General features: G+C 57.3%; 22 protein-coding genes. 17 read left to right on the forward strand and 5 right to left on the reverse strand.

Annotated features, from left to right (window positions below):
* Positions 1-29: 29 nt before the first annotated feature.
* The 3 genes from PG722_RS11720 to PG722_RS11730 all read right to left on the reverse strand — a co-directional run bounded on the left by PG722_RS11720 (position 30) and on the right by PG722_RS11730 (position 3267).
* Positions 30-1007 (reverse strand): sugar ABC transporter substrate-binding protein, encoded by a 978-nt coding sequence (locus PG722_RS11720; RefSeq protein WP_270580660.1) that lies wholly within the window; start codon positions 1005-1007, stop codon positions 30-32.
* Between the two features lie 140 nt (positions 1008-1147).
* A complete protein-coding gene (locus PG722_RS11725; RefSeq protein WP_188885581.1) occupies positions 1148-1882 on the reverse strand; it encodes a type 1 glutamine amidotransferase in 735 nt (244 codons plus the stop codon).
* Between the two features lie 14 nt (positions 1883-1896).
* Positions 1897-3267 (reverse strand): Mur ligase family protein, encoded by a 1371-nt coding sequence (locus PG722_RS11730; protein ID WP_117751485.1) that lies wholly within the window; start codon positions 3265-3267, stop codon positions 1897-1899.
* Between the two features lie 1084 nt (positions 3268-4351).
* On the opposite strand from PG722_RS11730, the gene PG722_RS11735 reads away from it, so the two are divergent.
* On the forward strand, positions 4352-4915 hold the full coding sequence (locus PG722_RS11735) for a manganese efflux pump MntP (protein WP_117751486.1): 564 nt from the start codon (positions 4352-4354) through the stop codon (positions 4913-4915).
* 192 nt (positions 4916-5107) lie between these two features.
* On the opposite strand, the gene fabD is transcribed toward PG722_RS11735, so the two are convergent.
* Positions 5108-6025 (reverse strand): ACP S-malonyltransferase, encoded by a 918-nt coding sequence (fabD, locus tag PG722_RS11740; protein ID WP_118285715.1) that lies wholly within the window; start codon positions 6023-6025, stop codon positions 5108-5110.
* Between the two features lie 203 nt (positions 6026-6228).
* Here fabD and PG722_RS11745 point away from each other — a divergent pair, with 203 nt between their 5' ends.
* The 10 genes from PG722_RS11745 to acpP all read left to right on the forward strand — a co-directional run bounded on the left by PG722_RS11745 (position 6229) and on the right by acpP (position 15390).
* Positions 6229-7218, forward strand: a complete 990-nt coding sequence (locus PG722_RS11745) for a beta-ketoacyl-ACP synthase III (protein ID WP_270580661.1) — start codon at positions 6229-6231, stop codon at positions 7216-7218.
* A 152-nt stretch (positions 7219-7370) separates the two neighbouring features.
* Positions 7371-8318, forward strand: coding sequence for an enoyl-[acyl-carrier-protein] reductase FabK (fabK, locus tag PG722_RS11750; RefSeq protein ID WP_270580662.1), 948 nt, complete (start codon positions 7371-7373; stop codon positions 8316-8318).
* A 63-nt stretch (positions 8319-8381) separates the two neighbouring features.
* On the forward strand, positions 8382-9110 hold the full coding sequence (gene fabG / locus PG722_RS11755; RefSeq protein WP_110435157.1) for a 3-oxoacyl-[acyl-carrier-protein] reductase: 729 nt from the start codon (positions 8382-8384) through the stop codon (positions 9108-9110).
* Between the two features lie 260 nt (positions 9111-9370).
* Complete coding sequence (gene fabF, locus PG722_RS11760; protein ID WP_270580663.1) at positions 9371-10600, forward strand: beta-ketoacyl-ACP synthase II; 1230 nt, start codon at positions 9371-9373, stop codon at positions 10598-10600.
* 12 nt (positions 10601-10612) lie between these two features.
* Positions 10613-11077 carry an acetyl-CoA carboxylase biotin carboxyl carrier protein gene (gene accB, locus PG722_RS11765; protein WP_270580664.1) on the forward strand — a complete coding sequence of 155 codons (465 nt, stop codon included), beginning with the start codon at positions 10613-10615 and terminating at the stop codon, positions 11075-11077.
* A 317-nt stretch (positions 11078-11394) separates the two neighbouring features.
* Positions 11395-11820 (forward strand): 3-hydroxyacyl-ACP dehydratase FabZ, encoded by a 426-nt coding sequence (gene fabZ, locus PG722_RS11770; RefSeq protein WP_181967688.1) that lies wholly within the window; start codon positions 11395-11397, stop codon positions 11818-11820.
* A 20-nt stretch (positions 11821-11840) separates the two neighbouring features.
* On the forward strand, positions 11841-13184 hold the full coding sequence (gene accC / locus PG722_RS11775; protein WP_117488862.1) for an acetyl-CoA carboxylase biotin carboxylase subunit: 1344 nt from the start codon (positions 11841-11843) through the stop codon (positions 13182-13184).
* Positions 13185-13473: 289 nt separating this feature from the next.
* Positions 13474-14349 carry an acetyl-CoA carboxylase, carboxyltransferase subunit beta gene (accD, locus tag PG722_RS11780; RefSeq protein WP_117488860.1) on the forward strand — a complete coding sequence of 292 codons (876 nt, stop codon included), beginning with the start codon at positions 13474-13476 and terminating at the stop codon, positions 14347-14349.
* 19 nt (positions 14350-14368) lie between these two features.
* On the forward strand, positions 14369-15160 hold the full coding sequence (locus tag PG722_RS11785; RefSeq protein ID WP_118360857.1) for an acetyl-CoA carboxylase carboxyltransferase subunit alpha: 792 nt from the start codon (positions 14369-14371) through the stop codon (positions 15158-15160).
* A 5-nt stretch (positions 15161-15165) separates the two neighbouring features.
* Positions 15166-15390: an acyl carrier protein gene (gene acpP, locus PG722_RS11790; RefSeq protein ID WP_270580665.1), complete on the forward strand. Its 225-nt coding sequence runs from the start codon at positions 15166-15168 to the stop codon at positions 15388-15390.
* A gap of 72 nt (positions 15391-15462) precedes the next feature.
* Here acpP and PG722_RS11795 read toward each other — a convergent pair whose 3' ends face one another.
* A complete protein-coding gene (locus PG722_RS11795) occupies positions 15463-16572 on the reverse strand; it encodes a stalk domain-containing protein (RefSeq protein ID WP_270580666.1) in 1110 nt (369 codons plus the stop codon).
* Positions 16573-16805: 233 nt separating this feature from the next.
* On the opposite strand from PG722_RS11795, the gene typA reads away from it, so the two are divergent.
* The 6 genes from typA (at position 16806) to PG722_RS11825 (ending at position 26076) form a co-directional block, all read left to right on the forward strand.
* Positions 16806-18632, forward strand: coding sequence for a translational GTPase TypA (gene typA / locus PG722_RS11800; RefSeq protein ID WP_118478378.1), 1827 nt, complete (start codon positions 16806-16808; stop codon positions 18630-18632).
* A gap of 104 nt (positions 18633-18736) precedes the next feature.
* Positions 18737-19123, forward strand: a complete 387-nt coding sequence (locus PG722_RS11805; RefSeq protein ID WP_118478380.1) for a RidA family protein — start codon at positions 18737-18739, stop codon at positions 19121-19123.
* 669 nt (positions 19124-19792) lie between these two features.
* Positions 19793-21040 carry a DapH/DapD/GlmU-related protein gene (locus PG722_RS11810; protein ID WP_270575985.1) on the forward strand — a complete coding sequence of 416 codons (1248 nt, stop codon included), beginning with the start codon at positions 19793-19795 and terminating at the stop codon, positions 21038-21040.
* 64 nt (positions 21041-21104) lie between these two features.
* Positions 21105-22064, forward strand: coding sequence for a ribose-phosphate pyrophosphokinase (locus PG722_RS11815; RefSeq protein ID WP_117488850.1), 960 nt, complete (start codon positions 21105-21107; stop codon positions 22062-22064).
* A 1021-nt stretch (positions 22065-23085) separates the two neighbouring features.
* Positions 23086-23871: a TIGR00282 family metallophosphoesterase gene (locus tag PG722_RS11820; protein ID WP_270580667.1), complete on the forward strand. Its 786-nt coding sequence runs from the start codon at positions 23086-23088 to the stop codon at positions 23869-23871.
* A gap of 330 nt (positions 23872-24201) precedes the next feature.
* Positions 24202-26076, forward strand: a complete 1875-nt coding sequence (locus PG722_RS11825) for a DUF4914 family protein (protein ID WP_118478388.1) — start codon at positions 24202-24204, stop codon at positions 26074-26076.
* The last annotated feature ends 191 nt before the right edge of the window (positions 26077-26267 follow it).

Raw genomic sequence — 26267 nt, forward strand, 5'->3', positions numbered from 1 at the left:
GAAGTTTCAGCTGAAACTTCCTCTTTTGTTTATTTCCATAAGCCTTTTTCCCTGCAGTCGGCAATGTATGCGTCGATATTGTCCGCTGTGATGACCTCGGAACCCGAGTCGATCACCGATTCAACGGATTTGCCCTCGAGTGCGTCCAAAGCGGCCTCGACGGCCCTGTAGCCCATTTCATAGCCCTGCTGGGCAATATCGACAGTCAGCTCACCGCGGTCGAGCGCTTCCACCGCAGCCTGATTGCCGTCAAAGCCGCAGATAACGGTTTTCCGGTAGGCGGCGCTGTTGTTATCCCAGATGCACTTGATGGCCGCAAGCGCCATATCATCGCTGGTAACGAGCAGCGCGTCCACCCCCTGCGGATACTTCTGCATGACAGCCTCCATCGCGGCTGCCGCACGGTCGGGCTGCGCGTCGCAGTACTGCACCTCGAGCACAGTGCCGCCCGCCTGCTCCACGGCGCTGCGGTAGCCGCGCAGACGGGCTTCATGCGTCTCGTCGCCCTGTGCGCCGGTCAGGATGACAGCCTGCGGCTTGTCCGCGCCGTTCGCCTTTGCCTTTTCCATAGCGACCGCGCCGCCGGCCTGAGCGGCTGCTTCGTTGCCGGTGCCGACAAAGGACAGCTTTTTATCCGAGGTGAAATCTGTATCCAGTGCGATGATCGGCTTGTCTGCGGTTTCCGCCAGCGCAGCCGCCGAGCTGGACTGCAGCGGTGCAAGGACAACGGCGTCTATACCGTCGTTGTGGAGCACGGTCTCGACCATGTTCAGCTGCTCGTCGTAGGCGGTCGCCGAGGTGGGCGACTGGATGTCGATCTCTACATTCGGGTGCTCGCTGGCGCAGGCTTCCGCGCCCGCCATGACTTTTTTGAAGTGTTCGTCTGTATGCTTGATAATTACCGCAATGCGGTATACATTCTCTGCACTTGCCGAGCCGCCGCAGGCGCTTAGTCCTGCTGTGCAGGCAAGGCATGCCAGTGCTGCTGCGATCATTCTCCTTTTCATGTGATGTGCCTCCTCGTTTCCTTTTCTGTCGGGAGCTGCTCCCGATCTTCTCTTGATAATATTTTAACATATTTTCCGCAGAGAGACAAATAGAAAAGGCATGACTCCAAATCATGCCTTTTTCTGTAACTTTTATCAGGTTATTTGCTCAGACGCTGCTCCATATAATTGTGCGCGTTCAGCTCAAGAGTATCGTTGAGCGGTACGAGCGGCTCGGTCTTGCCGTAGCGGCGGTCGAGCGCGGTCTGCAGGATAAAGTCGCACAGCACGGGATTCTTCGGCAGCAGGGAGCCGTGCGAGTAGGTGGCGAACACATTGTTGTAGCGTGCGCCCTCGGTCTGGTCCTCGCCGTTGTTGCCGTAGCCCTTTATCATCATGCCGAGCGGCGCAACGTCCTCGCCGAGATAGGTTTTGCCCGAGTGATTCTCAAAGCCGACCACGATGGAGCCGCTGCTCTCGGGCGTTGTGCGGTACATGTAGTTGCCGATCATGCGCTCTTTCGCGCCGATGGTGTGCACGTTGATCGCGCCGATGAAGTCGAGCTGCACTCCGTCCCACGTTTTGTAATACTGGCCGAGCATCTGGTAGCCGCCGCAGATGGCGAGAAACACCTTCTCCTCATCAACAGCGGTGCAGATGTCCTTGCCCTTGCCGGAGGCGAGGTCGCGTAGCAGCACCTCCTGCTCGAAGTCCTGTCCGCCGCCGATGAAGAAAATGTCGTACTTGTCCACATCGAGCGGCTGACCGATCGAGCACTCGTCCACATTGACGCTGATGCCGCGGCTCTCCAGACGGCGCTTCATCGTGATAATGTTGCCCCGGTCACCGTACAGATTGAGAATGTCGGGGTAAAGATGGCAGATATTCAGTTCCATTGCAGTTGCCCCCCTTATTCGTAGAACGCCTTGACGTCTGTGTGTTTGCTGATCTCACCGCGCAGGTCGAACATGGCGGTGTACGTCGGCATAAGGAACGCCGGTGTCTCATCCGAGCCGATCTCGGTCAGCAGCTTGTCGTACTCGCGGATAACCTCGATACGCTCGGGTGCAAAGCCTGCGTACTTGAGACGCAGCGCCATATCATCCGCACGCACGCCGGAAACCAGTACGCGTGTAAAGCGCACCTGCTGGTCGGCGAGTGCCTCGAAGTCAACGTCCCAGATCCAGCTGATGTCCGTGCCGTCCGCGAAGCGGTCGTTGAGCAGGAAGGCCAGCTTGTAATTGCCCTCATCGTGCGCGATCAGGTTGATGACCTGATTGAAGCCGGCAGGATTCTTTACCAGCATCATGCGCGCCTGCGCCTGACCGAGCTTGAACTGCTCGGCACGGCCGAAGCCACATTCGAACTGAGAAAGCGCGCTGACCGCGGTCTGCTCGTCAATGCCGACAACATGCGCGACAGCGGCTTCTGCGGCGGCGTTGTAGATGTTGTAGCCGCCCGGCAGGTTGACGTGTACCTCGTGCTCGTGACCGAAGATGTCCAGTATGATGTCGGACGAGTCCGCACCGGTGGCGAGCACCTTGGTGACAGCGACCTGCGGCGTCTGGCGGTGGTAGCCGCACTTCGGGCAGCGGAAGCCGCCGAGATGGCCGTAGGTGATGTAATCGTACTCATATTCGGTCTTGCAGTGGATGCAGTACGGCGCGTCGGACAGCTCGTGAGCGGTCTCCTTGTAAATCGGGACATTCACGCCGAACCAGACGATCTTGTTCGGCACGCTGTCCGCAAGGGAAGCGGTGAGCGAGCAGTCCGCGTTCAGGCAGAGCGTTGCATTCGGCACATGCGTGATACCCTCGCGGATGGCGTTGAGCGTGTGCGTAATTTCGCCGTAGCGGTCAAGCTGGTCGCGGAAGATGTTGTTGACGACCAGACATTCAACCGGCAGGTATTCGCTCGTTTTGCGGAAGGCTGCCTCGTCGCACTCGATGAGCGCGTGCGTGTACGGGCATTTGCCGGACAGCGTGGAATGCTGTGCAAATACCGCGATGATGCCGGTCAGCAGGTTCGCACCCGACTTGTTGGAGAAATATTTGAGTCCCGCATCGGCGAACGCCTGCTCGATCATGCGGGAGGTGGTGGTCTTGCCGTTCGTGCCGGTCACGACCGTGACCTTTACGCCGCGCGACAGCTCACCCAGAATATTTTTATCAATTTTCAGTGCCAGCTTGCCCGGCAGGTTGGTGCCGCCGCGTCCCAGCCTGCGCAGGACAGCGCCCGATGCCTTGCACACCAGCACCGCCAGTCTGGTTTGGAGTTTCATTGTTGTAACCTCTTTTTTCAAGTCATATAAAATAAGTATAGCGCATTTTGCGGCATTGCACAAGGGAAAACGTCAGGAGAGCTGATCGGCGTGCGCTTTTCGAGCGAAGATTTCTCGGCACAGACTTTCCGGTGTGCCCGAACCGTGTGAACGGTTCGCCGTTTCTGGGCGAAGAGTGCGCTGTGGCACAGCGGGGGATTGCGGCACTCGCCGCGGGAGCATAAGAGGGTAGACACCTGCGGTTTCCACCCTCTTATGAATCACTCCTTTCCCTTGGAGGGTCTGGCGCAGATTGCCGACATGTGACCGCTGCGAAAAAAGGGGAACGGCAGAGGATTTTTCTTCCGCGTGGTATCCGCATATTCGCATTTCGGCTACTTTACTGCTACACATACCGGCTACTTTCCGCAGGCGCGGCATGACGGTGCCGCGCAACTCGGTTGCGAGTGCCAATCAGCTATACCCGCAGGATTGGGATAATCGGCACAGGTAAAAATGTTGCGCGGCACTGTTATGCCGCGCCTGCGTGGAGTAAATCGCCTGTGTAGCAGTATGGTAGCCGAAATGCGAATAGGTGTTATACAACGCGGAAGAAAAAATCCTCTGCCGTTCTCTTTTTTCTACGCTTACGCAGTCTACCGTCTGCACCCAAGGTAGTAGGGAAAAGGGGAGATTCACAAGAGGGTGGAAAACCGCAGGTTGTCTATCCTCTTGTGCGCCTGCCGCGCGTAGCGGCAATTCCCCGCTGTGGTTCACGGCAAAGCTCCCCGCCCGGACAGGGCGAACCGCCTGCGCGGTTCGGGCACACCGGACAGCCTGTGCCGCCGTTTCCGTATCGGCTTTTCGGTTTGCATAGGGCAACAATTTTGCCCGCATATTGACTTTCGGCTGCGCATATGCTATCATAAAGCGCAATAAGGGAGTAGTCGGCGCGGAGCGTTCCGCCGCGCGGCAGAGCCAACATACTGGGGAGGACGCTCCTCTGGTTTTGCATGAAATGACGAGACTTATCTGTTCTACGCGGCAGATGGGTCTTTTTTTGTGCCTGTTTTCCGCCGGATAAACGACTGAGGAGGACAAGAAAATGGGTTTGCTGGAGTTGTTTTTGATCGCAGTCGGTCTGTCGATGGACGCGTTCGCGGTGTCTGTCTGCAAGGGACTGAGCGTGCGCACGCTCAAGGCTAAGCACGCGGTCATCTGCGGACTGTATTTCGGCGGCTTTCAGCTTTTAATGCCGCTCATCGGCTTTGCACTCGGCGTGCGCTTTCAGTCGCTCATCACGAGCATTGATCACTGGATCGCCTTTGTGCTGCTGGGGCTTATTGGCGCAAACATGGTGCGCGAGTCGCGCGAGCACGATGACGAAAGCGTCAGCGATTCGTTCCGCTTTATGACCATGCTGCCGCTTGCGGTTGCCACGAGCATTGACGCGCTTGCGGTCGGTGTGACGTTTGCGTTCCTGCAGGTCGATATCGTTCCGGCGGTGTCGTTCATCGGTGCAATCACGTTTGTGCTGTCGTGCATCGGCGTGAAGATCGGCCATGTGTTCGGCACAAAGTATAAGTCCCGCGCAGAGCTGTTCGGCGGTATCGTACTGATTTTGATGGGTCTCAAAATCCTGCTGGAGCATTTGGGTTTTCTGGGATAAAGCTGATTTTACCGTTCCACAGCAAAAAAAGAGCACGCCCAGGGCGTGCAATTTTTTTTGCAGCTCCTGCCGCATTTCGGCAAAGCCGAAACAGGCAGGACAGGCGCACCGCAGTGCGCCGCATTCAATTCTCTATAAAAGTCAGGGCGTGTACCTGACTTTTATCCCACTGCCTCGGGACACGTGTCCCCCTTAGTGGCAGGCGGCTTCGACGCCTGCCATATCCTGCACGGTCTTGCAGGTCAGTTCCTTGCTGATCTTGCCCGCAAAGCCGGTCAGCGTCTTGCCCGGACCGATCTCGCACGCCGAGGTCAGACCGGCAGCCATGCCGTTCTTCACCAGCTGCGTCCAGCGAACCGGAGAGATCATGTGCTGCTCGAGATGTGCCGGCAGGTCGGAGCAGTCGTAAACCTTGCCGTCGAGGTTGGAGTAAATATCCATCTTCGGTGCAGAGAAGGTAAAGTCCGCAACGTAAGCGCGCAGCTCTGCGGCAGCCTTTGCCATCAGCGGGGTGTGGAATGCACCGGATACCGCAAGCGGGAGCGCACGGCGTGCGCCGGCAGCCTTGCAGTTTTCGATCGCCTCTGCGAGAGCCGCCTTTTCACCTGCGATAACCAGCTGACCCGGGCAGTTGTAGTTTACCGGACGGACCACGCCGGAGGTCACCTTCGCGCAGGCTTCTTCAATTACGCTGTCCTCCAGACCGAGGATAGCCGCCATGCCGCCGTCGATCGAGTCCGCTGCCTGCTGCATCAGCTTGCCGCGCATGGAAACGATCTTCACGCCGTCTGCGAGGGAAACAACGCCTGCAGCCGCCAGTGCGGTGTATTCACCGAGCGAGAAGCCTGCCGCTGCCTTGAATTCCACGCCTGCTTCCTTCAGTGCAGCCCAGGCTGCCATGGAATGGGTGAAAATAGCGATCTGGCTGTTCTCCGTGCGGGAGAGCGTTGCCTTGTCGCTCTCAAAGCACAGCTTGGCTACATCCAGACCGGCACCTTCGCTTGCTTCCTCAAAAACCAGCTTGGCAGCCTGCGAGTTCTCATAAAGATCCTTGCCCATGCCGGGGGCCTGTGCGCCCTGACCCGGGAAAAATGCAAAACCGTAGTTCACGTTTCGTTCCTCCAAAATAATAATCAAACGCTGACAGCACCGTATTTTAATAGATATTCTTTACACAAAGTGTTGCTAAATAATAACGGTCTGTCTTGACAATTTACTGTGCTTTTATTATAATAGTCGGAGAATACTTTGTCAATCTAACTATTGTCGCTTTTCCACGCTTTTTGGGAGAGCGATTTGGACTTTTTAGGAGCGTGGAAATCATCAACAGTAAACTGATCGGCACGGGCGCCTGCATTCCGGATTTTGTCCTGACCAACGCCATGCTAGAAAAAATGGTCGATACCAACGATGAGTGGATCGTGCAGCGCACCGGTGTGCGCGAGCGCCGCATCGCAAAGAATACACATACATGGGAGCTGGCGCTCGGTGCCGCACAGGACGCACTCGCGGACGCAGGCATCACCGCAGAGGAGCTTGACCTCATTCTCGTTAGCACCTGCTCGCCGGATACCAACACGCCGAATACGGCGTCTATCCTGCAGGACAAGCTGGGGGCGCGTCAGGTCGGCGCGTTCGACATCAACAACGCCTGCACCGGCTTTGTCTCTGCAACCGACATTGCGGACAGCTACATTAAATCCGGCAAGGCAAAGACCGTGTTGGTTGTCTCGGCGGAAACGCTTTCGCGCATTGTGGACTACACCGACCGCTCGACCTGCATTCTGTTCGGCGACGGTGCCGCTGCGGCCGTTTATCAGGCGACCGAGGACGAATCGGTCGGCATTCTGTCCACCTTCACCGCGGCAGACGGCTCGGGTGCAGAGTACCTGCACATGGAAGCCCTGCCGGTCGAGGATCCGCTTTCCGGCGACCGCACGGTGGACCCGAAGGCGCGTTTCCTGAAAATGCAGGGTGCACCGGTCGTGCGCTTCACCGCAAGAGCCGTACCGCTTGCGATCGACACCGCACTCAAGCGGGCGGGCGTCACCGCAGAGGAAATCGACTGGGTGGTGCCGCATCAGGCGAATCTGCGCATTCTGGATGTTATTGCACGCAGATACCATCTGCCGAAGGAGAAAATTTACGTCAATATGGATCGTTTCGGTAATACCTCGTCGGCAAGCGTGCCGATCTGCCTGAACGAAATGCGTAAGAACGGCCTGCTGCACGAGGGACAGACCATTGTCTGCACCGGTTTCGGCGGAGGCTTGACTTATGGCGCATTTGTGATTAAACTATAATATTGGATAAATCCGGACGGTTCTTGCAGCCGTCCGGCATTATCTGTTAGACAAATTTAAGGTAAATTGTCTAAAATATGCACGCTGTCTATTATTTGCGTTAAAATATGTTATAATAATTTACTACCTATTAAAAAGGGGAGAACAAACCTATGAAAACCAAGATCACAGAACTTCTCGGTATCGAATATCCGATCGTGCAGGGCGCGATGGCGTGGATCGCGGAGCACCATCTGGCTGCTGCGGTTTCCAAGGCAGGCGGTCTGGGCATTATCGCGGGCGGCGCGGCTCCGGTCGATTACATCCGTGAGGAGATCCATAAGGCGCGTGCCATCACGGACAAGCCGCTCGGTATGAACATCATGCTGCTCTCCCCGAATGCGGACGATCTGGCGCAGCTGGCCATCGACGAGAAGATCGAAGTGCTGACCACCGGCGCAGGCAATCCGGGCAAGTATATTGCGGATTGGAAGAACGCAGGCATTAAGGTTATGCCGGTCGTTGCTTCGGTTGCACTGGCAAAGCGCATGGAGCGCGCAGGTGCAGATGCGGTTATCGCAGAGGGTATGGAAGGCGGTGGCCACATCGGTGAGCTGACCACCATGCCGCTCGTTCCGCAGGTCGTGGACGCGGTAGATATTCCGGTCATCGCCGCAGGCGGCATTGCAGACGGCCGCGGCATGGCAGCTGCCATGATGCTTGGCGCCGAAGGCGTACAGTGCGGCACGATCTTCCTTGCAACGCCGGAGTGCCAGATTTCGGAAAAGTATAAGGAACTCGTCCTCAAGGCTACCGACATTTCGACCGTTGTTACCGGTCGTCCGTCCGGTCATCCGGTGCGTTCGCTCAAGACCCCGATGGCGCGCAAGTGCCTCGAGCTCGAGAAGCAGAACACCGATGCCTCCCTTGAGGAGCTTGAGAAGGCAACCGCCGGTTCGCTGCGCAAGGCTGTGCAGGACGGCAACTATGAGGAGGGCACCTTTATGTCCGGTCAGATTGCGGGTATGCTCAAGGAGCTGCATCCGTGCGAGGAGATCCTCAAGGGCATGACCGCGCAGGCGGAGGACCTTCTGAAGAACGCTTACAAGAGATTTGAATAAGAGCGGAGAGTGAAGAGATGCGAAAACTCCTCACTCCTGCCTGTCTATAGAATGGAGTAAACAATGAGCTTAGCAATCGTAACCGGCGGTTCCCGCGGCATTGGCGCGGCAATCGCGGAAAAGCTGGCGCAGGACGGCTTCGACGTCCTCATCAATTGTGCGTCCTCGGTCGAAAAGGCTGAGGCTGTGGCGGAGAAGTGCCGCGCGCACGGCGTCAACGCTTATGTGAAGAAGTGGGATGTTGCGGACTATGACGCCTGCAGCACCGCGCTTAAGGAAATTAAGGAAGAGATCGGCGTACCGTTCGTTCTCGTCAACAATGCGGGCATCACCCGCGACGGTCTGATGGTCCGCATGAAGGAGGACCAGTTCGACGACGTTATCCGCACCAACCTCAAGGGCGCATTCAACATGCTCAGCCTGTGCGGTGCGATGATGATGCGCGCCAAGCAGGGCCGTATCATCAACATCACCTCGGTTTCGGCGTTCACCGGAAACTACGGCCAGATCAACTACACTGCTGCCAAGGCGGGTATGGTCGGCATGACCAAGACCGCCGCCAAGGAGCTGGGTGCGCGCGGCATTACAGTAAACGCAGTCGCTCCGGGCTGGATCGCCACCGAGATGAGCGACAAGGTGCCCGAGGACATCCGCGAGAACGCCAAGAAGCAGATTGCGCTCGGCCGTTTCGGCAAGCCGGAGGAGATCGCAGGCGTGGTTGCCTTTCTGGCCTCCGACGCTGCAAGCTATATTTCCGGCCAGACGATCATCGCGGACGGCGGACTTTATTAAGGCATCACCGGACAATTCGCCTGCGGCACTTTGCGGTAATTTTCCGCTCTGATGCCGGCCGCAGTTTCTTGTGCAGGCTCCGGCCGCACTGCTGCGCTTTTTGCAATACACAAAGTATTGCTGCAAACCCGCGCCTAATCAGAACGCAAAATTCCTGCGCAAATTGCTCTTGCCGAATTATCCGGTGAAACCTTTTTTGCTGCGTGGAATAAAAATTGCGATTAGATAAATGCGTGATATTGGAATGAAGGAGCAAATATATGGAACGTGTAGTAATCACCGGCATGGGTGCCATCACTCCGGTCGGCAACGATGTGCCGTCGTTTTGGGAGTCGCTCAAGACCGGCAAGTGCGGCATCGGTCCCATCACCAAGTTTGATGTATCCGATTTTAAGGTAAAGCTGGGTGCAGAGGTCAAGAATTTCGACCCGACCCAGTATATGGAGAAGCGTGAGGCGCGCCGCGCAGACGCAAATGTGCATTACGCAATGGCGGCAGCGGTTCAGGCTGTCGAGCAGGCAGGCCTCAAGGAAGGCAATTTCGATCCCTATCGCACGGGCGTTATCTTCGGCTCGGGCGTAGGCGGTCTGCACGTTGCAGAGCAGGAGGTCCCGAAGCTGCTCGAAAAGGGTCCCGGCCGCGTTTCGCCGTTCGCTATCCCGGAGATGATCGCCAACATCGCAGCGGCTTATATCTCCATGCACTTCGGCTTCAAGGGCGAGAATTTCTGCCCGGTCTCCGCGTGCGCGACCGGCAACCACTCCATCGGTGAGGCAATGCGCGCCATCCGCCACGGCTATCAGGACGTTGTTGTCTGCGGCGGCACCGAGAACGGCATTATTCCGATCTCGATGGCAGGCTTCCAGAATATGAAGGCGGTTCACATGGGCGAGGACCCGACGGCGGCTTCCATCCCGTTTGACGCACGCCGTTCCGGCTTTGTCATGGGCGAAGGCGCAGGCTGTCTCGTACTCGAGAGCCTGACGCACGCACAGCAGCGCGGCGCGACCATTCTGGCAGAGGTGGCAGGCTACGGTGCCTCCGGCGACGCTTACCACATCACCAGCCCGTCTCCGGACGGCGATGCGGCTGCACACGCTATCCGCGGTGCCATTGAGGATGCCGGTCTGACCCCGGCTGACGTTGACTATATCAACGCGCACGGCACCTCCACGCCGCTGAATGAAAAGTATGAGACCATTGCCATTAAGAAGGCGTTTGGCGAGGAGGCTTACAACGTGAAGGTATCCTCCACCAAGTCCATGACCGGCCATCTGCTGGGCGGCGCGGCTGCGGTTGAGGCCATTGCCTGCGTTATGGCAATCCGCGAGGGCATTGTACCGCCGACTATCGGCTACAAGGAGCCGGATCCGGAGTGCGATCTGGATATCACTCCGAACAAGGCGGTTGAGATGCCGGTAAACGTTGCCATCTCGAACTCGCTGGGCTTCGGCGGTCACAACGCCTGCATCCTTATTAAGAAAGTGTAACAAGCTATGGATATGAAAGAACTGAAAGACATTGCCCTCGAGCTGATGGACGCGCTGGCTGCAAAGAAGCTGGGCGAGGTCGAGCTCGAGCTGGATGACGCAAAAATCAAGATCAAGGCAGCTGAACCGGCTCCGGTTATCGCTGCAGCACCGGTAGCAGCGGCGGCACCCGCAGCGGCGCCGGCGGCAGCACCCGCAGCAGAGAGCACCGAGGCCACTCCGGCAGAGGAGCAGCTTCCGGCAGGCACGCAGGTCAAGAGCCCGCTGGTCGGCACGTTTTATTCTTCTCCGTCTCCGGACGAACCGCCGTTCGTGCTGGTCGGTCAGCAGGTGAAGGAGGGTGATACCCTCTGCATCATCGAGGCGATGAAGATCATGAACGAGATCAAGGCACCGTGCGACGGCAAGATCATCCGCATTATGGCACAGCCGGGCGATATGGTTGAATACAACCAGGTGCTCTGCGTAATCGAATGACGCTTATAGGGGGCTTCACAAGCCCCCTGTATACAAAACAGGTTCCGTAGAAACCTGTTTTCGATACCCGAATGTCGCCGCGCGCAGTGCGACCAAGAAGTCGCACAAGGATAGCGCCCAAGACGGCTGAGTCGGGGTGTAAAAACCCAGCGCTAACCTTGCGCGACGCCGTTCGCGCTGCGCCGCACATGTCGCGGGTTTTTACGAAGCGCAAGGCGCTTCTATTTCATGCGCAATGCAAAGCATTGCGGTTTTACCGCATAATTAGTGCTGTATTGCGTGTTTTACTTGCATTTTGTAAGGAGAGGGATTATAATATGCTGAACAAAGAACAGATCATGGAGATCCTTCCGCACCGTCCGCCGATGCTTCTGGTGGACGAGATCCTCGAAATGGACGAGAACCATGTAGTCGGTGCGCTGCACCTGACCGGCGACGAGTTCTTCTTCCAGGGCCACTTTCCGGGCAACCCGATCATGCCCGCGGTGTTCCGTCTGGAGGCGCTCGCGCAGGCAGGCGGCGTAGCGCTGCTGTCTCTGCCCGAATTCAAGGGCAAGACTGCGGTCTACACCGGCATTGACAAGGCGAAATTCCGTGCAATGGCAAAGCCGGGCGATACCCTTCGTCTGGAGGTCACCTTCACCAAGCGCCGCGGCCCGATGGCAGTAGCCGAGGGCATCGCCTGGGTCGGTGACGAGAAGGCCGCCGAAGCGGAGATCAAATGCATGGTCATCAATGACTGAGGCGGGAGAGAGCTAATCGAATGTTTCAGAAGGTACTCATTGCGAACCGCGGCGAGATTGCGGTCCGCATTATTCAGGCCTGCCGAGATTTAGGCATTATCTCGGTGGCCGTTTACTCCGAGGCTGACCGCGAAGCGCTGCATGCGCAGATCGCGGACGAAGCGGTCTGCATCGGTCCGGCCCGTGCGGCGGACAGCTACCTGAATATGGATAATATCATTTCGGCGGCGCTGGCTTCCGGCTGTCAGGCCATTCATCCGGGCTTCGGCTTCCTGTCCGAGAATCCGGATTTTGCCGAGCGCATCACGCAGGCCGGTCTGGCGTTTATCGGCCCGACTGCGGCAACCATCCGCCTGATGGGCGACAAATCCGAGGCAAAGCGCAACGCGATCGCCGCAGGCGTTCCGGTCGCGCTCGGCACGGACGGCCCGCTGCGCGATTTTGACGAAGCCATCTCCGAGGCCGAGCGCATCGGCTATCCGGTCATGCTCAAGGCGGCATCCGGCGGCGGCGGCAAGGGCATACGCGTGGCGGAGAGCGTCAAGGATCTCAAGGACGCGTACGACAGCGCCGCTGCAGAGGCTATCGCCAACTTCGGTGACGGCCGCCTGTACATGGAAAAGTATATTCACAATCCGCGCCATATCGAGGTGCAGATTCTGGGCGATAACTACGGCAACGTGGTGCACCTGTTCGAGCGTGAGTGCTCGGTGCAGCGCCGCCACCAGAAGCTGATCGAGGAAAGTCCGTCGGCTTTTGTCACGCCCGAGCTGCGCGAGAAGATGACCTCGGCGGCTGTTGCGCTGGCAAAGCGCGTCGGCTACCGAAACGCGGGTACGATCGAATTTCTGGTCGATAACGACCGCAATTTCTACTTCTGCGAGATGAACACCCGCATTCAGGTCGAGCATCCGGTCACCGAGGAGGTCACCGGCGTAGATCTGGTCTGCGAGCAGCTTCGCGTGGCGGCAGGCGAGCCGCTGTCCTTTAAGCAGGAGGATCTGACCATCCGCGGTCACGCCATCGAGTGCCGCATCAATGCGGAGGACCCGTCGAGAAACTTTGCACCCTGTCCGGGCACGCTGGTGTCCCTGCATCTGCCGGGCGGTCCCGGTGTGCGCGTGGATTCCGCGGCTTATCAGGGCTACAAGATTCCGCCGTTCTACGATTCCATGATCGGCAAGCTGATCGTCTATGGCGCCGACCGTGAGCAGGCTATCGTTCGCATGCGCCGCGCCCTCGCGGAGATGCTGTTTGAGGGTGTTGTGACCGCAACCGACTATCAGATGCACATCCTGTGCTCGAAGGCGTTTGTGGAAGCAAACTTTAATGTTAATTCCATCGCAAACGGCGATTTTGACTAAATCAATTATTATGGTATAATAGATTTAGCATAAGTATAGTTGAATCCGAAGGTCTTACAAAATCAGCGTATTTTGAAAAGCGAAGTTTTTGTAATCCGAAGGATTTCAAAGGCAGTACCGCACGGTTGGACAAGAGCGATTTGCGAGATGTTTTGTTCACTGGTGCGGCGCGGACTTGCAGCAGTACGCTGTATTGCAAAAGTACGCAACAAAACCAGGGGGCAAAACAGCCGCAAAGCGCCGAAGGCCAATCGTGCGGTACTGCCTCCAAACGAAAGGGGAGTTACGCATGGGTCTGATCGACCTGTTTCAAAAAACACGCGAGACCTCTATGGAAATGAAACCGCAGGAGGACGAAGCGGCCAAGGTTGTAACCTGCAAGGGCTGCGGCGCAGAACTGAAGGCGTATGCCTACGGCAAGAATCTGTATGTGTGCCCGCACTGCGGACGATACGGACGACTGCTCGCGCGCACGCGCATCCGTCAGATCGCGGATAAGGACAGCTTTGAGGAGCTGTACGCAAATCTGGCACCGGCGGACCCGATCCACTTCCCGGGATACGCAGAGAAAACGGCAGTGCTGGCTGAAAAGGTCGGCATGCCGGACGCGGTCAAGACCGGCGTGTGTAAGATCGGCGGCGTGGAGACCGCGATCGGCGTGATGGACAGCCATTTCATGATGGCGTCTATGGGTTCGGTCGTCGGTGAAAAGCTGACCCGTCTGTTCGAGTACGCGACCGAAAAGGGTCTGCCTGTCGTGCTGTTCACCTGCTCCGGCGGTGCGCGCATGCAGGAGGGCATGTTTTCGCTGCTGCAGATGGCAAAGGTGTCCGCGGCGGCGCGCCGTCACTCGGATGCCGGACTGCTGTATATCACCGTGCTGACCGACCCGACCACGGGCGGCGTTACCGCGTCGTTCGCCATGCTGGGCGATATTATCCTCGCGGAGCCGCGCACGACCATCGGCTTTGCCGGCCGCCGTGTTATCGAGGGAACCATCGGCCAAACCCTCCCGGACGATTTTCAGTCCTCGGAGTTCTTGCTATCGCACGGTTTCTGTGATAAAATAGTTCCGCGTAATCAACTCAGAGAAACGCTGGAAAAACTCTTGAAGCTGCACTGCGGCTCCAAGTCCAAGAAATGGCAGGTGTGGCGTCGTGATTAACAAACCCGCAAGTGAAAAAATGCGTATCATTCACGATACCAAGCGTCCGATGCTCACGGACTATATCAATGAGCTGTTCACCGATTTCACCGAGCTGCACGGCGACCGCTATTTTTCGGACGACCATGCCATCCTCGGCGGCGTTGGCTACTTCAACGGCACACCGGTGACGGTAATCGGCCACCGCAAGGGCCGCACCATTGAGCAGAATATGGACGCCAACTTCGGTATGGCGCACCCGGAGGGCTATCGAAAGGCCCTGCGTCTCGCACATCAGGCGGAGAAATTCCACCGCCCGGTCATCAACTTTGTTGACACCGGCGGCGCGTTCTGTGGCGTAGGCGCTGAGGAACGCGGTCAGGGCGAGGCCATTGCCCGCTGTTTGTATGAGTTTATCGAGCTGAAAACGCCTGTTATCTCTATCGTGACGGGTGAGGGCGGCTCCGGCGGCGCACTGGCGCTGGCGGTGGCAGACCGTGTGCTCATGCTCGAGAACGCCCTGTATTCGGTTATTTCGCCGCGCGGCTGCGCGTCCATTCTCTGGAAGGACCCCAAGCGCGAGGCGGAGGCAGCGGACACGCTGCATATCACCGCGCAGGACCTGTACAGCTTCGGTATGATCGAAGGCATCATTCAGGAGGGCACATCCTCCGCACAGCTTATCCGCAATGTGGCGCGCACGCTGCGCGACCAGCTTGCCGAGCTGGATGCTGAGCCGGACATCGACACGATGCTGCAGAAACGGTATGAAAAATTCCGCAGAGTCGGAGTTTTCAGAACAATAAATCAAGAAAGTAATGAAGGAGTGTAAATCCCATGTTTGAAAAGGTATGTGAAATCCTGGCAGACAAGTTTGACGCTGACGCTTCCACCATGACCATGGACACCAAGGTCAAGGAGGATCTGAACGCAGACTCTCTGGACGTTGTAGAGCTGATGATGGACCTCGAGGAGAACTTCGGCGTAACGATTTCCGACGAGGAAGCTGCTAAGATGAGCACCATCGGTGACATCGTAAACTACATCGAAGTAAATCAGTAAGATTTCGTTTTGCGCATGAAAAAGCCACCGTTTCTTTGAAACGGTGGCTTTTTGCTGTGTGCAGCGTGTTTTTTATTTTACGGTCAAGATCATAGTCATGGTGTCCGCGTTCCAATCCACGGAAAAGCCGAGCGCGAAAACGAGGTCGCGCAGCTTGAAGTAGTTGTTGCCGCCGATGGAGTAGGCGGTGAGGGAAAGCGGCTTGCCGTCGAGGTAGACAGCGGCGTTCGTGAGCGTGGCAGCCTTATTGCCGGAGGGCAGGGCAGTCTGCTCGCCGCCGACCGGCGTGTACGCGGTCTTGCTCGTCAGGTCGATGCGCTGCTGGGCGGCGTTCCATGTTACCGCAAACTCGCTGTCCAGACCCTTGAGGGCAGCGGCGAGGTCGCGCAGCTTGAAATAGTTGCTGCCGTTGATGGTATAGGCTGCAAGATTGGCCTTTGCACCGTTGAGCTCGACCTTGTGCTTGGAAACATATGCAGTCGGATTGGTGAGCGTGCGAAGGGAAGTGATGGTGTCGGTCAGCGATGCGCGGGCGGAGCGCACCTCCGGCACATTGTACGGGCTCTCCCAGAAGGAGTAGTGCTCCCAGGTCATACCCTTGGTGAAGGCAACCTGTGCGGCACTTAGCTCGTGATAGGTCACGCTTTCGCCGTTGAGCGTACAGATATGGTTACCAGTATCGTCGTCGATGGCATCGGTATAGGTCAGCGCGGTGACGATCTTGCGGCCCTGCTTGGTCAGATATTTGACGGGGAAGCCGTTCATGATCTCATGGCCGTCCACCAGATAGGCTTTCGTGTCGTCCACATAGAAATCCGCGCACGGCGAAACATCCGTGCCGAAGTTGCTCACGCCCTCCGGAATATCCAGCGCGTAGATTTTCCCATCCGCATACGAATACATATGCTGCCCGTCCAGACCTGCGCCGCAGTACAGCTCGGGCGTGCCGTCGCCGTCCATATCCACCAGCTTTGCCATGGAAAGTCCGGTCAGCAGTCCGCTGAAGCCGTCATCTGTACGCGCGGCAGCCTTGCCGTACTGGTTCTGCAGGGTGGTGATCTGATTCAGATACGCCTTAGCACCCTGCGGAGACAGGGAACCGAGGTCAGCCGCGCCTGCAGCGCCGACAGCCATTGCGCCGGTCAGTACAGTGCAGAGCATTGCCTTTCCGATTTTGTTCATAGAGATTCTCCTTCCTTTTATCAGGCATCTGTGCCTTTTCTTCATTGTACGGCAGCAGCCTGTCTGCGTCAACTGTATCCTGAGCGGAATTTTTCTCAGTTAGCAAAATATTTTACAATTTAGAGCGGATATATCGCCGTAATTTTGACGATAAAATAGGTGGAAAATGAACGAAAAAACGGGTATAATAAATTCTGTACGAAAATAATCCCGTTGATGGAGGAATAGAATATATGATCCGTAACGATTTACGCAACATCGCCATCATTGCGCACGTTGACCATGGCAAGACTACTCTGGTCGATCAGATGCTCAAGCAGGCTGGCGCTTTCCGCGAAAATCAGGTGGTAGAGGAGCGTGTCATGGACTCGGGCGACATCGAGCGTGAGCGCGGCATTACCATTCTGGCAAAGAACACCTCTGTACATTACAAGGGCGTAAAGATCAACATCGTAGATACCCCGGGCCACGCCGACTTCTCCGGCGAGGTAGAGCGTATCCTCAAGATGGTAGACGGCGTTGTTCTGCTGGTTGACGCAGCAGAAGGCCCGATGCCGCAGACCCGCTTCGTGCTGCAGAAGGCACTGGAGTTCGGTCACAAGATCATCATTGCAATCAACAAGATCGACCGTCCGGACGCTCGTCTCAACGAGATCGGCGACGAGGTTCTCGAGCTGCTGCTCAACCTTGATGCGACCGACGAGCAGCTGGACAGCCCGATCGTTTACTGCTCCGGCCGTGCAGGCACCGCTTCCATGTCCCCGAACGTGGAGGGCAAGGATCTGACCCCGCTGTTCGAGCAGATCCTCGAGCACATTCCGGCACCGCAGGTTGACACCGAAGGCCCGACCCAGATGCTCGTTTCTTCTATTGACTACAACGAGTACGTTGGCCGTATCGGCATCGGCCGTATCGAGCGCGGCTCGATGAAGGTAGGTCAGCAGGTTACCGTCTGCGACTACCACGGCAACACCAAGCCGTATAACGCAAAGCTGGTTACCCTGTACTCCATCGAGGAGCTGGGCCGTCAGCCGATCGAGGAGGCACAGGCAGGCGAGATCGTTTGCTTCTCCGGCATCGAGGGCGTAACCATCGGTGAGACCCTGTGCGACCCCGAGCACGTTGAGGCTCTGCCGTTCGTTAAGATTTCCGAGCCGACCGTTGAGATGACCTTTATGGTCAACGACTCTCCGTTCGCCGGCAAGGAAGGCAAGTTTGTCACCTCCCGCCACCTGCGTGAGCGTCTGTTCCGTGAGCTGCTCAAGGACGTATCTCTGCGCGTAAACGAAACCGACACCACCGACGCATTCCGCGTTTGCGGCCGCGGTGAGATGCACCTGTCCATCCTGATCGAGAACCTGCGCCGCGAGGGCTACGAGTTCCAGGTTGGCGCACCGAAGGCGCTGCTCAAGGAGATCGACGGCAAGACCTGCGAGCCGATGGAGCGCATGATCGCAGACGTTCCGGCGGATGCTGTCGGCGCGATCATGGAGAAGATGGGCTCCCGCAAGGGCGAGCTGGTTTCCATGAACCCGAAGGGCACCGACCGTATGCGCCTCGAGTTCATCATTCCGGCACGCGGCCTGTTCGGCTACCGTACCGAGTTCCTGACCGATACCAAGGGCGAGGGCGTTATGTCCTCCGTATTCAACAGCTATCAGCCGTATAAGGGCGATATCCAGAAGCGCACCACCGGTTCTCTGATCGCGTTTGAGGCCGGCGAGGCTGTCGGCTATGGCCTGTTCAACGCACAGGATCGCGGCCCGCTGTTCATCGGCCCCGGCACGATGGTATACGAAGGCATGATCGTTGGCGAGAATCCGCGTGGCGAGGATATGGCTGTAAACGTCTGCAAGAAGAAGCAGCTGACCAACATGCGTGCATCCGGCTCGGATGATGCGCTGCGCCTGATCCCGCCGCGCCAGATGTCCATCGAGGCAGCTCTCGAGTTCATCTCCGACGATGAACTGCTCGAGATCACCCCGGAGAGCATCCGTATGCGCAAGCGCGTTCTGTCCAACACCGAGCGTCTGAAAAAGACCAAGGGCGGCAAGAAGTAATGGTGGCAACGCCACAATTACGTTTCTGTGCGGATTTTATGCACAAAAGCACTCATTTCACCCTGTTATCAAAAAATAAAGATATATAAAGGAGAATTCCCACCATGGCTATCAAGGAAGTTCTGCACACTGATCTCGCACCGGCAGCAGTAGGCCCGTACTCTCAGGCAATCGCTGCAAACGGTTTTGTATTTACCTCCGGTCAGGTTCCGATCGACCCGAAGGAGGGCAAGATCGTAGCAACCACCATCGAGGAGCAGACCGAGCAGGTTATGAAGAACCTGCAGTGCGTTCTGGCACAGGGCGGCGTAGGCTTTGACCGTGTTGTCAAGACCACCTGCTTCCTGTCCGACATCAACGACTTCGCTGCATTCAACGGCGTGTACGCGAAGTACTTCCCGGAAGGCGCTCCGGCTCGTTCCTGCGTTGAAGTAGCTGCTCTGCCGCTCGGCGCTAAGGTTGAGGTAGAAGTAGTAGCCGTACAGGGCTAAAAGCCTGCGGCTTTTTCGATTCAAAGGACTTGTCCTTTGAATCAAGGGACGGTGTCGCCGCGCGTGTCCGTTTCACGGACAGGGCGGGAACACCTGCTGCAGCAAAACACCCCGAAAACTTTCCGGTTTTCGGGGTGTTTTACTGTTTGTTAAAAATGGCAGGCGCATGTCCTGCCATTTTTGTCGCGCACGCGCTTCATTTTATGCGCTCCGCGGCGTGATGGGCTCTCTGGGTGCAGAAATCCCTGCGGAATTTTATGGGGTGGCGGAAATGCGGTCGCCCGCGGAAGGCTCGGCGGCACGCGCCGCCTGCCTTGTGGGTGCGGTTATGCAAGCAAACCGCGTATTGTATGCCGCGAACGTGGTTCGCGGTTGGCGTGCTCTTCACTCTCCACACGAATTCGCCATCCTCCATTCCGACTCGCTAAGAGCCGCCTGCGGCGGTTGCTCGCTGGACGTCCACTGCGGTGGGTGTCTTAATTTTCCGTTACTCGAATTCCCACCAAAACGCTTGCTTTGCGGCCTTTGTATGCAAACGGCGAAAAATATTATGCGGTGAGAAGAAATTTATCGAAAAATGATAATGCAATTTGCGGCATACTGTTGTATAATAAAGCTATATCGGAAAATCTGGTCGTATGACCCTTGAGAAACGAAAGGATTTCTGCGATGAATAAAGTAAATGCCGTCATGGTTGGCGGCCTGTTTGACGAAAGCGGCATTTCTGCCTTTGCGCGTCCGGTGCTGTTCGGCACTGCGGGCGATGCAATGCGGGATGCACTGCCTGATGCGGTGGAGGCATGCTTCTTTGCGCACGACGACAGAGAGTCTGCCGTTGCCGGCGCACAGGATATCGCGCTCGATGCTGCAAATCGTTTTGCCTCGCTGGCTGCGCTGCCGGAGAGCGAGCACGTTCTGGTGCTGGCGGCTCCGTTTGCACTGGCAGAGGAGGACGCGCTGTTCCATCTGGCGGAGACGCACCTGAACACCGGTTACGGCGTCAGCGTACTGTCTGCCGAGCAGCAGGGCTTTGACGCGGAAGGTCAGCCGCTGCCGAGAGACAGCCGCTGCTATGCCGCCATGTTCACCTGGGATATGCTGGAAAAGGCACTCGCGAGCGGCGCTGATACGCTCGACGGCCTGGTTGCGGCGGCTGTTGCAGCCGGTGCGCAGAAGGGCATTGCCATCACCAACAAGATTTACGTCATCTGCGACGGTACGGCGGCCTTTATGGCGCAGGTCGAGATGATGCAGCGTGTCAACTTCGGCCTCATCAAGAAGGGCGTGCAGATCTTCGATCTGACCAGCACCTACATTGCGCCGGACGCTGATATTGCTCCGGGCGCGACCATTCTGCCCGGCTGTCACATCCGTCCCGGCTGCAAGGTCGGCGCGGGCGCGGTCATCGGCCCGAACACCATCCTCGAAAAAGCCGAGATCGGCGCAGGCACCACGGTAAACAATTCGCAGGTTTATGAATCCACCGTCGGCAGCAATACCACGGTCGGTCCGTTTGCCTATATCCGCCCGCAGAGCGTGGTCGGTGACGGCTGCCGCATCGGCGACTTTGTAGAGCTGAAGAAGTCCACCATCGGCAACGGCACCAAGGTTTCGCACCTGACCTATATCGGCGACGCGACCGTCGGTGAGCGCGTCAACTTCGGCTGCGGCACGGTCGTTGTCAACTACGACGGCTATCACAAGTACCGCACTGAGATCGGTGACGACTGCTTCATCGGCTGCAACACCAACCTCGTTTCGCCCGTCAAGCTGGGCGACCGCGCCTTTACGGCTGCCGGTACGACCGTCACCAAGGATGTACCCGCCGGTGCGCTGAGCGTTGCGCGCGCCCGTCAGACCAACCTCGAGGGCTGGAACGACCGCCGCCGTGCCGCACACGAGAAGGACAAGAAGTAAATCCATAAAACGTATATAAATCCACACGGAACAAAAAATATATTTATATGACGGAGGCAAATCAATGATTTCTCACGGAAAAAACATCAAAATTTTCTCCGGCAACTCCCATCCCGCACTGGCGATGCAGATCGCTTCTGCGCTCGGACTGCCGATCGGCAAGGCTGCCATCTCTACCTTCGCTGACGGCGAAATCTCGGTTTCCATGTCGGAATCCGTTCGCGGCTCGGACGTGTTCCTCGTACAGTCCACCTGCGGTCCGGTAAACAACAACCTGATGGAGCTGCTCATCATGATCGACTCCTGCAAGCGTGCATCGGCAGGCCGTATCACGGCTGTAATCCCGTATTTCGGCTACGCTCGTCAGGACCGCAAGAGCAAGGCGCGTGACCCGATCTCCGCAAAGCTGGTCGCAAACCTTATTACCGCTGCAGGCGCTGACCGCGTGCTGACTATGGACCTGCACGCTGCACAGATCCAGGGCTTCTTTGACATTCCGGTGGATAACATGCTCGGTTCTTCCGTTCTGATCCCGTACATTGCGGGCAAGTTCGGCGTTGGCACCGATGATACCGTTATCGTTTCTCCCGATCTGGGTTCGGTTACCCGTGCCCGCAAGTTCACCCAGAAGCTGGATATGCCGCTTGCCATCATCGACAAGCGCCGTCCGAAGGCCAACGTATCCGAGGTTATGAACATCATCGGCAACGTAGAGGGCAAGAAGTGCATTCTGGTTGACGACCTGATCGACACCGCAGGCACGCTCGTACACGCAGCGGACGCTCTGGTAGAGCGCGGCGGCGCAACCGAGGTTTACGCCTGTGCAAGCCACGGCGTACTGTCCGGTCCGGCGATCGAGCGCATCCAGAACAGCCCGATCAAGGAGCTGACCATCCTCGATACCATCCCGCTGACCAACGACAAGAAGCTGGATAAGATCAACGTCCTGCCGGTTGCACCGGTGTTCACCGAGGCGATCGCGCGTATCTATGAGGAGACGTCCGTATCTACTCTGTTCGATTAAGTTTTTGCATGGAAAAGAGCTGCTGCATGGGTGCAGCGGCTCTTTTTTGTATATATTTTCTGCACCGACCAGCTGGGGGACACGAACTGCCGCAGGCGTGTTCGCCCCTGACAGGGCGGCAGCCTTTTCAGCACCGGCTGAGCGGGGGCACGAACGGCGTCAGCGGGTTCGCCCCTGACGGGCGGCTTCTTTTCTGCACCGGCTGAGCGGGGTACTCGAACTGCGTTAGCGTGTTCGCCCCTAACGGGCGGAAAGTTTTTCGCTGAACCGCAGCGGGGGGGATTCGCCGTCTGCGGACGGCGGGAGCGTCGCGGCACCCGCCGCGGGGGCAAAAAGGAAGGACAACCTGCGGTTTTCCTTCCTCTTTGAACTCCTACCTTTCCCTTGTTTGATTGCCCGGCGAAAATCGGAGAGCGGCGACCGCTTCGAAAATAGGGGTACGACAGAGGATTTTTTCTCTGCTACGGACGGACTACCTTCGGAGTCCGTCCTCTTGAGCAACCTGTTCGCAAGGTCAGATACCATTCTGCTACACAGACCGGCTACTCTGCGCAGGGCGCAACATACCCGTGTTGCGCAATTCTTTAACGCGTTATACCGTATGGCACCTACGAATTAGGTGTTTAGTACAATTTATCTTCGCAGGTGCTGTCTATCATAACGCGTTAACGAATTGCGCGGCACTGTCATGCCGCGCCCTGCGGAGATGAAACCACATGTGTAGCAGTACGTTATATGACACTGCGAATATGTCGGGACAGGGGAGCACACTGTGCTCCCCTACGGTAGAAAAAATCCTCTGCCGTTCCCCATTTTCGTAGCGGTCACATGTCGGCATTCTGCGCCAGACTATCCCGAAGGGAAAAGGGGAGATTCACAAGAGGGTGGAAACCGTAGGTGTCTATCCTCTTGTGCGCCCGCGCGGCGTCAGCGCACTCCCCGCCACGGGGCGCGGCGCACTCCTCGCTGAATCCAGCGGAACCAATCAACGGCTTGCAGCAATGATAGAAAGAGGTAATCCATGAAACTATTAGTCATCGGCGATGTGGTCGGTGAGGCGGGTATCGACGCGCTTCACGGCCTGCTCCGCCGCATCAAGCGCGACACCGGCGCAGATTTCGTCATCGTAAACGGCGAAAATGCAGCCGGAAACGGCGTTCTCCCGCGTCAGGCGGATGACATTTTTGCCGCCGGCGCGGACGTGATCACGCTCGGCAACCATGTGTTCGGCAAGCAGCAGATCGTGCCGTATCTGGACAGTCGTTCGGATATTCTCCGTCCGGCCAATCTTGCGCCGCAAAGCCCCGGTCGGGGCTGGGGCATTTATGATGGCCCGCAGGGCATGCGCCTGCTTGTCATGAACCTGATCGGCCGCTGCGACATGAAATTCGGCCCGGACAATCCGTTCCTGTGTGCAGACCGCATCCTCAAGGAAAACGAGGGCATGTACGACGTGGCGCTTGCCGAAATCCACGCGAACGCCACGAGCGAAAAGCTGGCCATGGGCTATTACCTCGATGGCCGCGCGGCGGCTGTCTGGGGCACGCACACGCATGTGCAGACCGCGGATGAGCGCATCAATCCCAAGGGCACCGGCTATATCACGGATATCGGCATGACCGGCCCGATCGTATCCGTGCTCGGCGTGCGCGTGGAGCAGTCTATCGCCATGTTTCGCGGTGACCTGACCGAGTATTTCAAGACAGCTGAGGGCGACTGTGCAGTTTCCGGTGCGCTGTTCGATATTACAAGAAACGGAAAATGCAATTCCGTCACCCGCGTGTGGGAGCGCTGGAATGTGAGATAAAGTGTACACAGATGCACAGTATCGCACTTTTGATACACGATTGCGCATTGTGAAACGGATTTTGCCATGCGGAAACGTTTTCGTAAAAAAGTCCTATCGGCGGACAAGTGACCGTGTCGGGAAAACAGTGAGAAATCCCTCAGGTTTTGTACATTTTGCAAGAACTTGTAATTCAACTTGCAAAAAAAGCAAAATCACAGTTGACGAGAGGGTGGGTTTTGCGGTATGCTATAATCGAAAGACAATGGGGCAAAGGTTAAGAAATTTAACCGGCCCGGTTAGCATGCCGTGGCGAGGGACTCCGCGGTGCTTAAGGAGGAAATGATACAGATGAACTCATTGCTCACCAAATTCACCTTTACCGATGAATTGACCGATGTCATCGAGAACTGCAAGGGCGTAGTTGTTCCCACCAGCAAGGCGGAACTGTACGACATGGTATTCGGTCCGGAACATGCCGACGTGTACGACGTTGTATTCGATGTACCGGGCAAGGGCCAGATCAAGGAAGCTGACGTTGTACGCTGCAAGAACGGCGCATCCGTCAACTTTGCAGAGGATTACATGCGCCGCCGCGAGCCGGACTGCATGCGCATCGCAGACGACAAGCCGACCGACAAGAAGCGCTTTGCGGATGTGTACGGCTACAAGTTCGACAAGCTGCGCCGCGAGACCATGGACTGGTTCAAGACGCAGGAGCTGATCCTCATGCCGTTTAATTCCGGCGGCAACCAGTACGGCTACGGCTCCATGCTCGTATGCCCGAAGCAGTGCGCGTTCTTCGCATTTGCGCTGGCACATCTGCAGGGCTTTGTAAGCGCAGAGGAGACCGAGGGCTACAAGCCGCGTGCGATCATCTATGTTGCACCTCCGTTCCGTCACACCCACTTTGAGGGCAAGCAGGTCGTTGTTCACAACCGTCTGGATGACTGCCACGAGGTATTCTCCTATAACCTGTATCCGGGCCCGTCTGCCAAGAAGGGTGTTTACTCCGTACTGCTCGACATTGGCGAGCAGGAGGGCTGGACCACCTGCCATACTTCTGCAGGCCGTCTGATCACCCCGTACGAGAACGAGCTTGTCATCATGCACGAGGGCGCTTCCGGCGGCGGCAAGAGCGAGATGCTGCAGGACATCGCCCGCGAGCCGGACGGCGAGGTGCTGCTCTCTACCAACACGGTAACGGGCGAAAAGACCTACCTGCATATCAGCTCCACCTGCAAGATCGAGCCGGTGTGCGACGATATGGCTACCTGCTATCCGGGCGTGCAGAACAACTCCGGCAAGCTGGTACTCGTTGACGGCGAGGACGGCTGGTTCCTCCGCATGGACGGCGTAACGCACTACGGCTGCGACCCGGTTTACGAGCGCATCTGCACCGAGCCGAAGGAGCCGCTGTGCTTCTTCAACATGGAAGGCCATCCGGGTGCAACCCTGCTGATCTGGGAGCACACCCTGGATTCCAACGGCAAGCCGTGCTCCAACCCGCGTGCCATCGTGCCGCGCTGGGATGTTCCGAACATCGTCAAGGAGCCGGTAGAAGTAGACGTACGCTCTTTCGGCGTTCGTATGCCCCCCTCCACCCGCGATAACCCGAACTACGGCATCATGGGTATGCTGCATATCATTCCGCCGGCACTGGCTTGGCTGTGGCGTCTGATCGCACCGCGCGGCTTCAATAACCCGTCTATCGTAACCGGCAACGAGCTGAAGAGCGAGGGCGTTGGTTCCTACTGGCCGTTTGCAACCGGCAAGCGCGTAAAGCAGGCAAACCTGCTGCTGCACCAGATCGTGGACAGCCCGAACACCCGCTACGTCCTGATCCCGAACCAGCACATCGGCGTTTACAAGGTCGGCTTTGCGGCTGAGTGGATCTCCCGTGAGTATCTGGCACGCCACGGCGGCGCAAAGATCCGCCGCGAGCACCTTGAGCCGGCACGCTGCCCGCTGCTCGGCTACGCGATGAAGGATCTGACCATCGACGGCCAGAAGATCCGCTCTAAGTTCCTGCGCGTTGATACGCAGGACCGCGTAGGCACCGACGGCTACGATGCAGGCGCAAAGATCCTGACCGACTTCTTCCGCAAGGAACTGGCGAAGTTCGATACGCCGGAGCTTGAGCCGCTCGGCAAGCAGATCATCGACTGCTTCATGAACGGCGGCACGCTGGAGGACTTCGAGAAGATCACTCCGACCGGCCTCTAATAAAACGTAAAAGAAAATCACCGAAACGATTTGTTTCGGTGATTTTTTCGTTTTCGGCACGGAATAGACGGGGTACATGAACTGCGTAAGCGTGTTCGCCCTGACGGGGCGGCTCCTTTTTCTGCACCGGCTGAGCGGGGCACTCGAACTGCCGCTGGCGGGTTCGCCCTTTCCGGGCGGAGAGTTTTTCG

The organism is Butyricicoccus sp. OF27-2pH9A (genome assembly GCF_027693185.1).
GTDB classification, from domain to species: domain Bacteria; phylum Bacillota; class Clostridia; order Oscillospirales; family Butyricicoccaceae; genus Agathobaculum; species Agathobaculum butyriciproducens.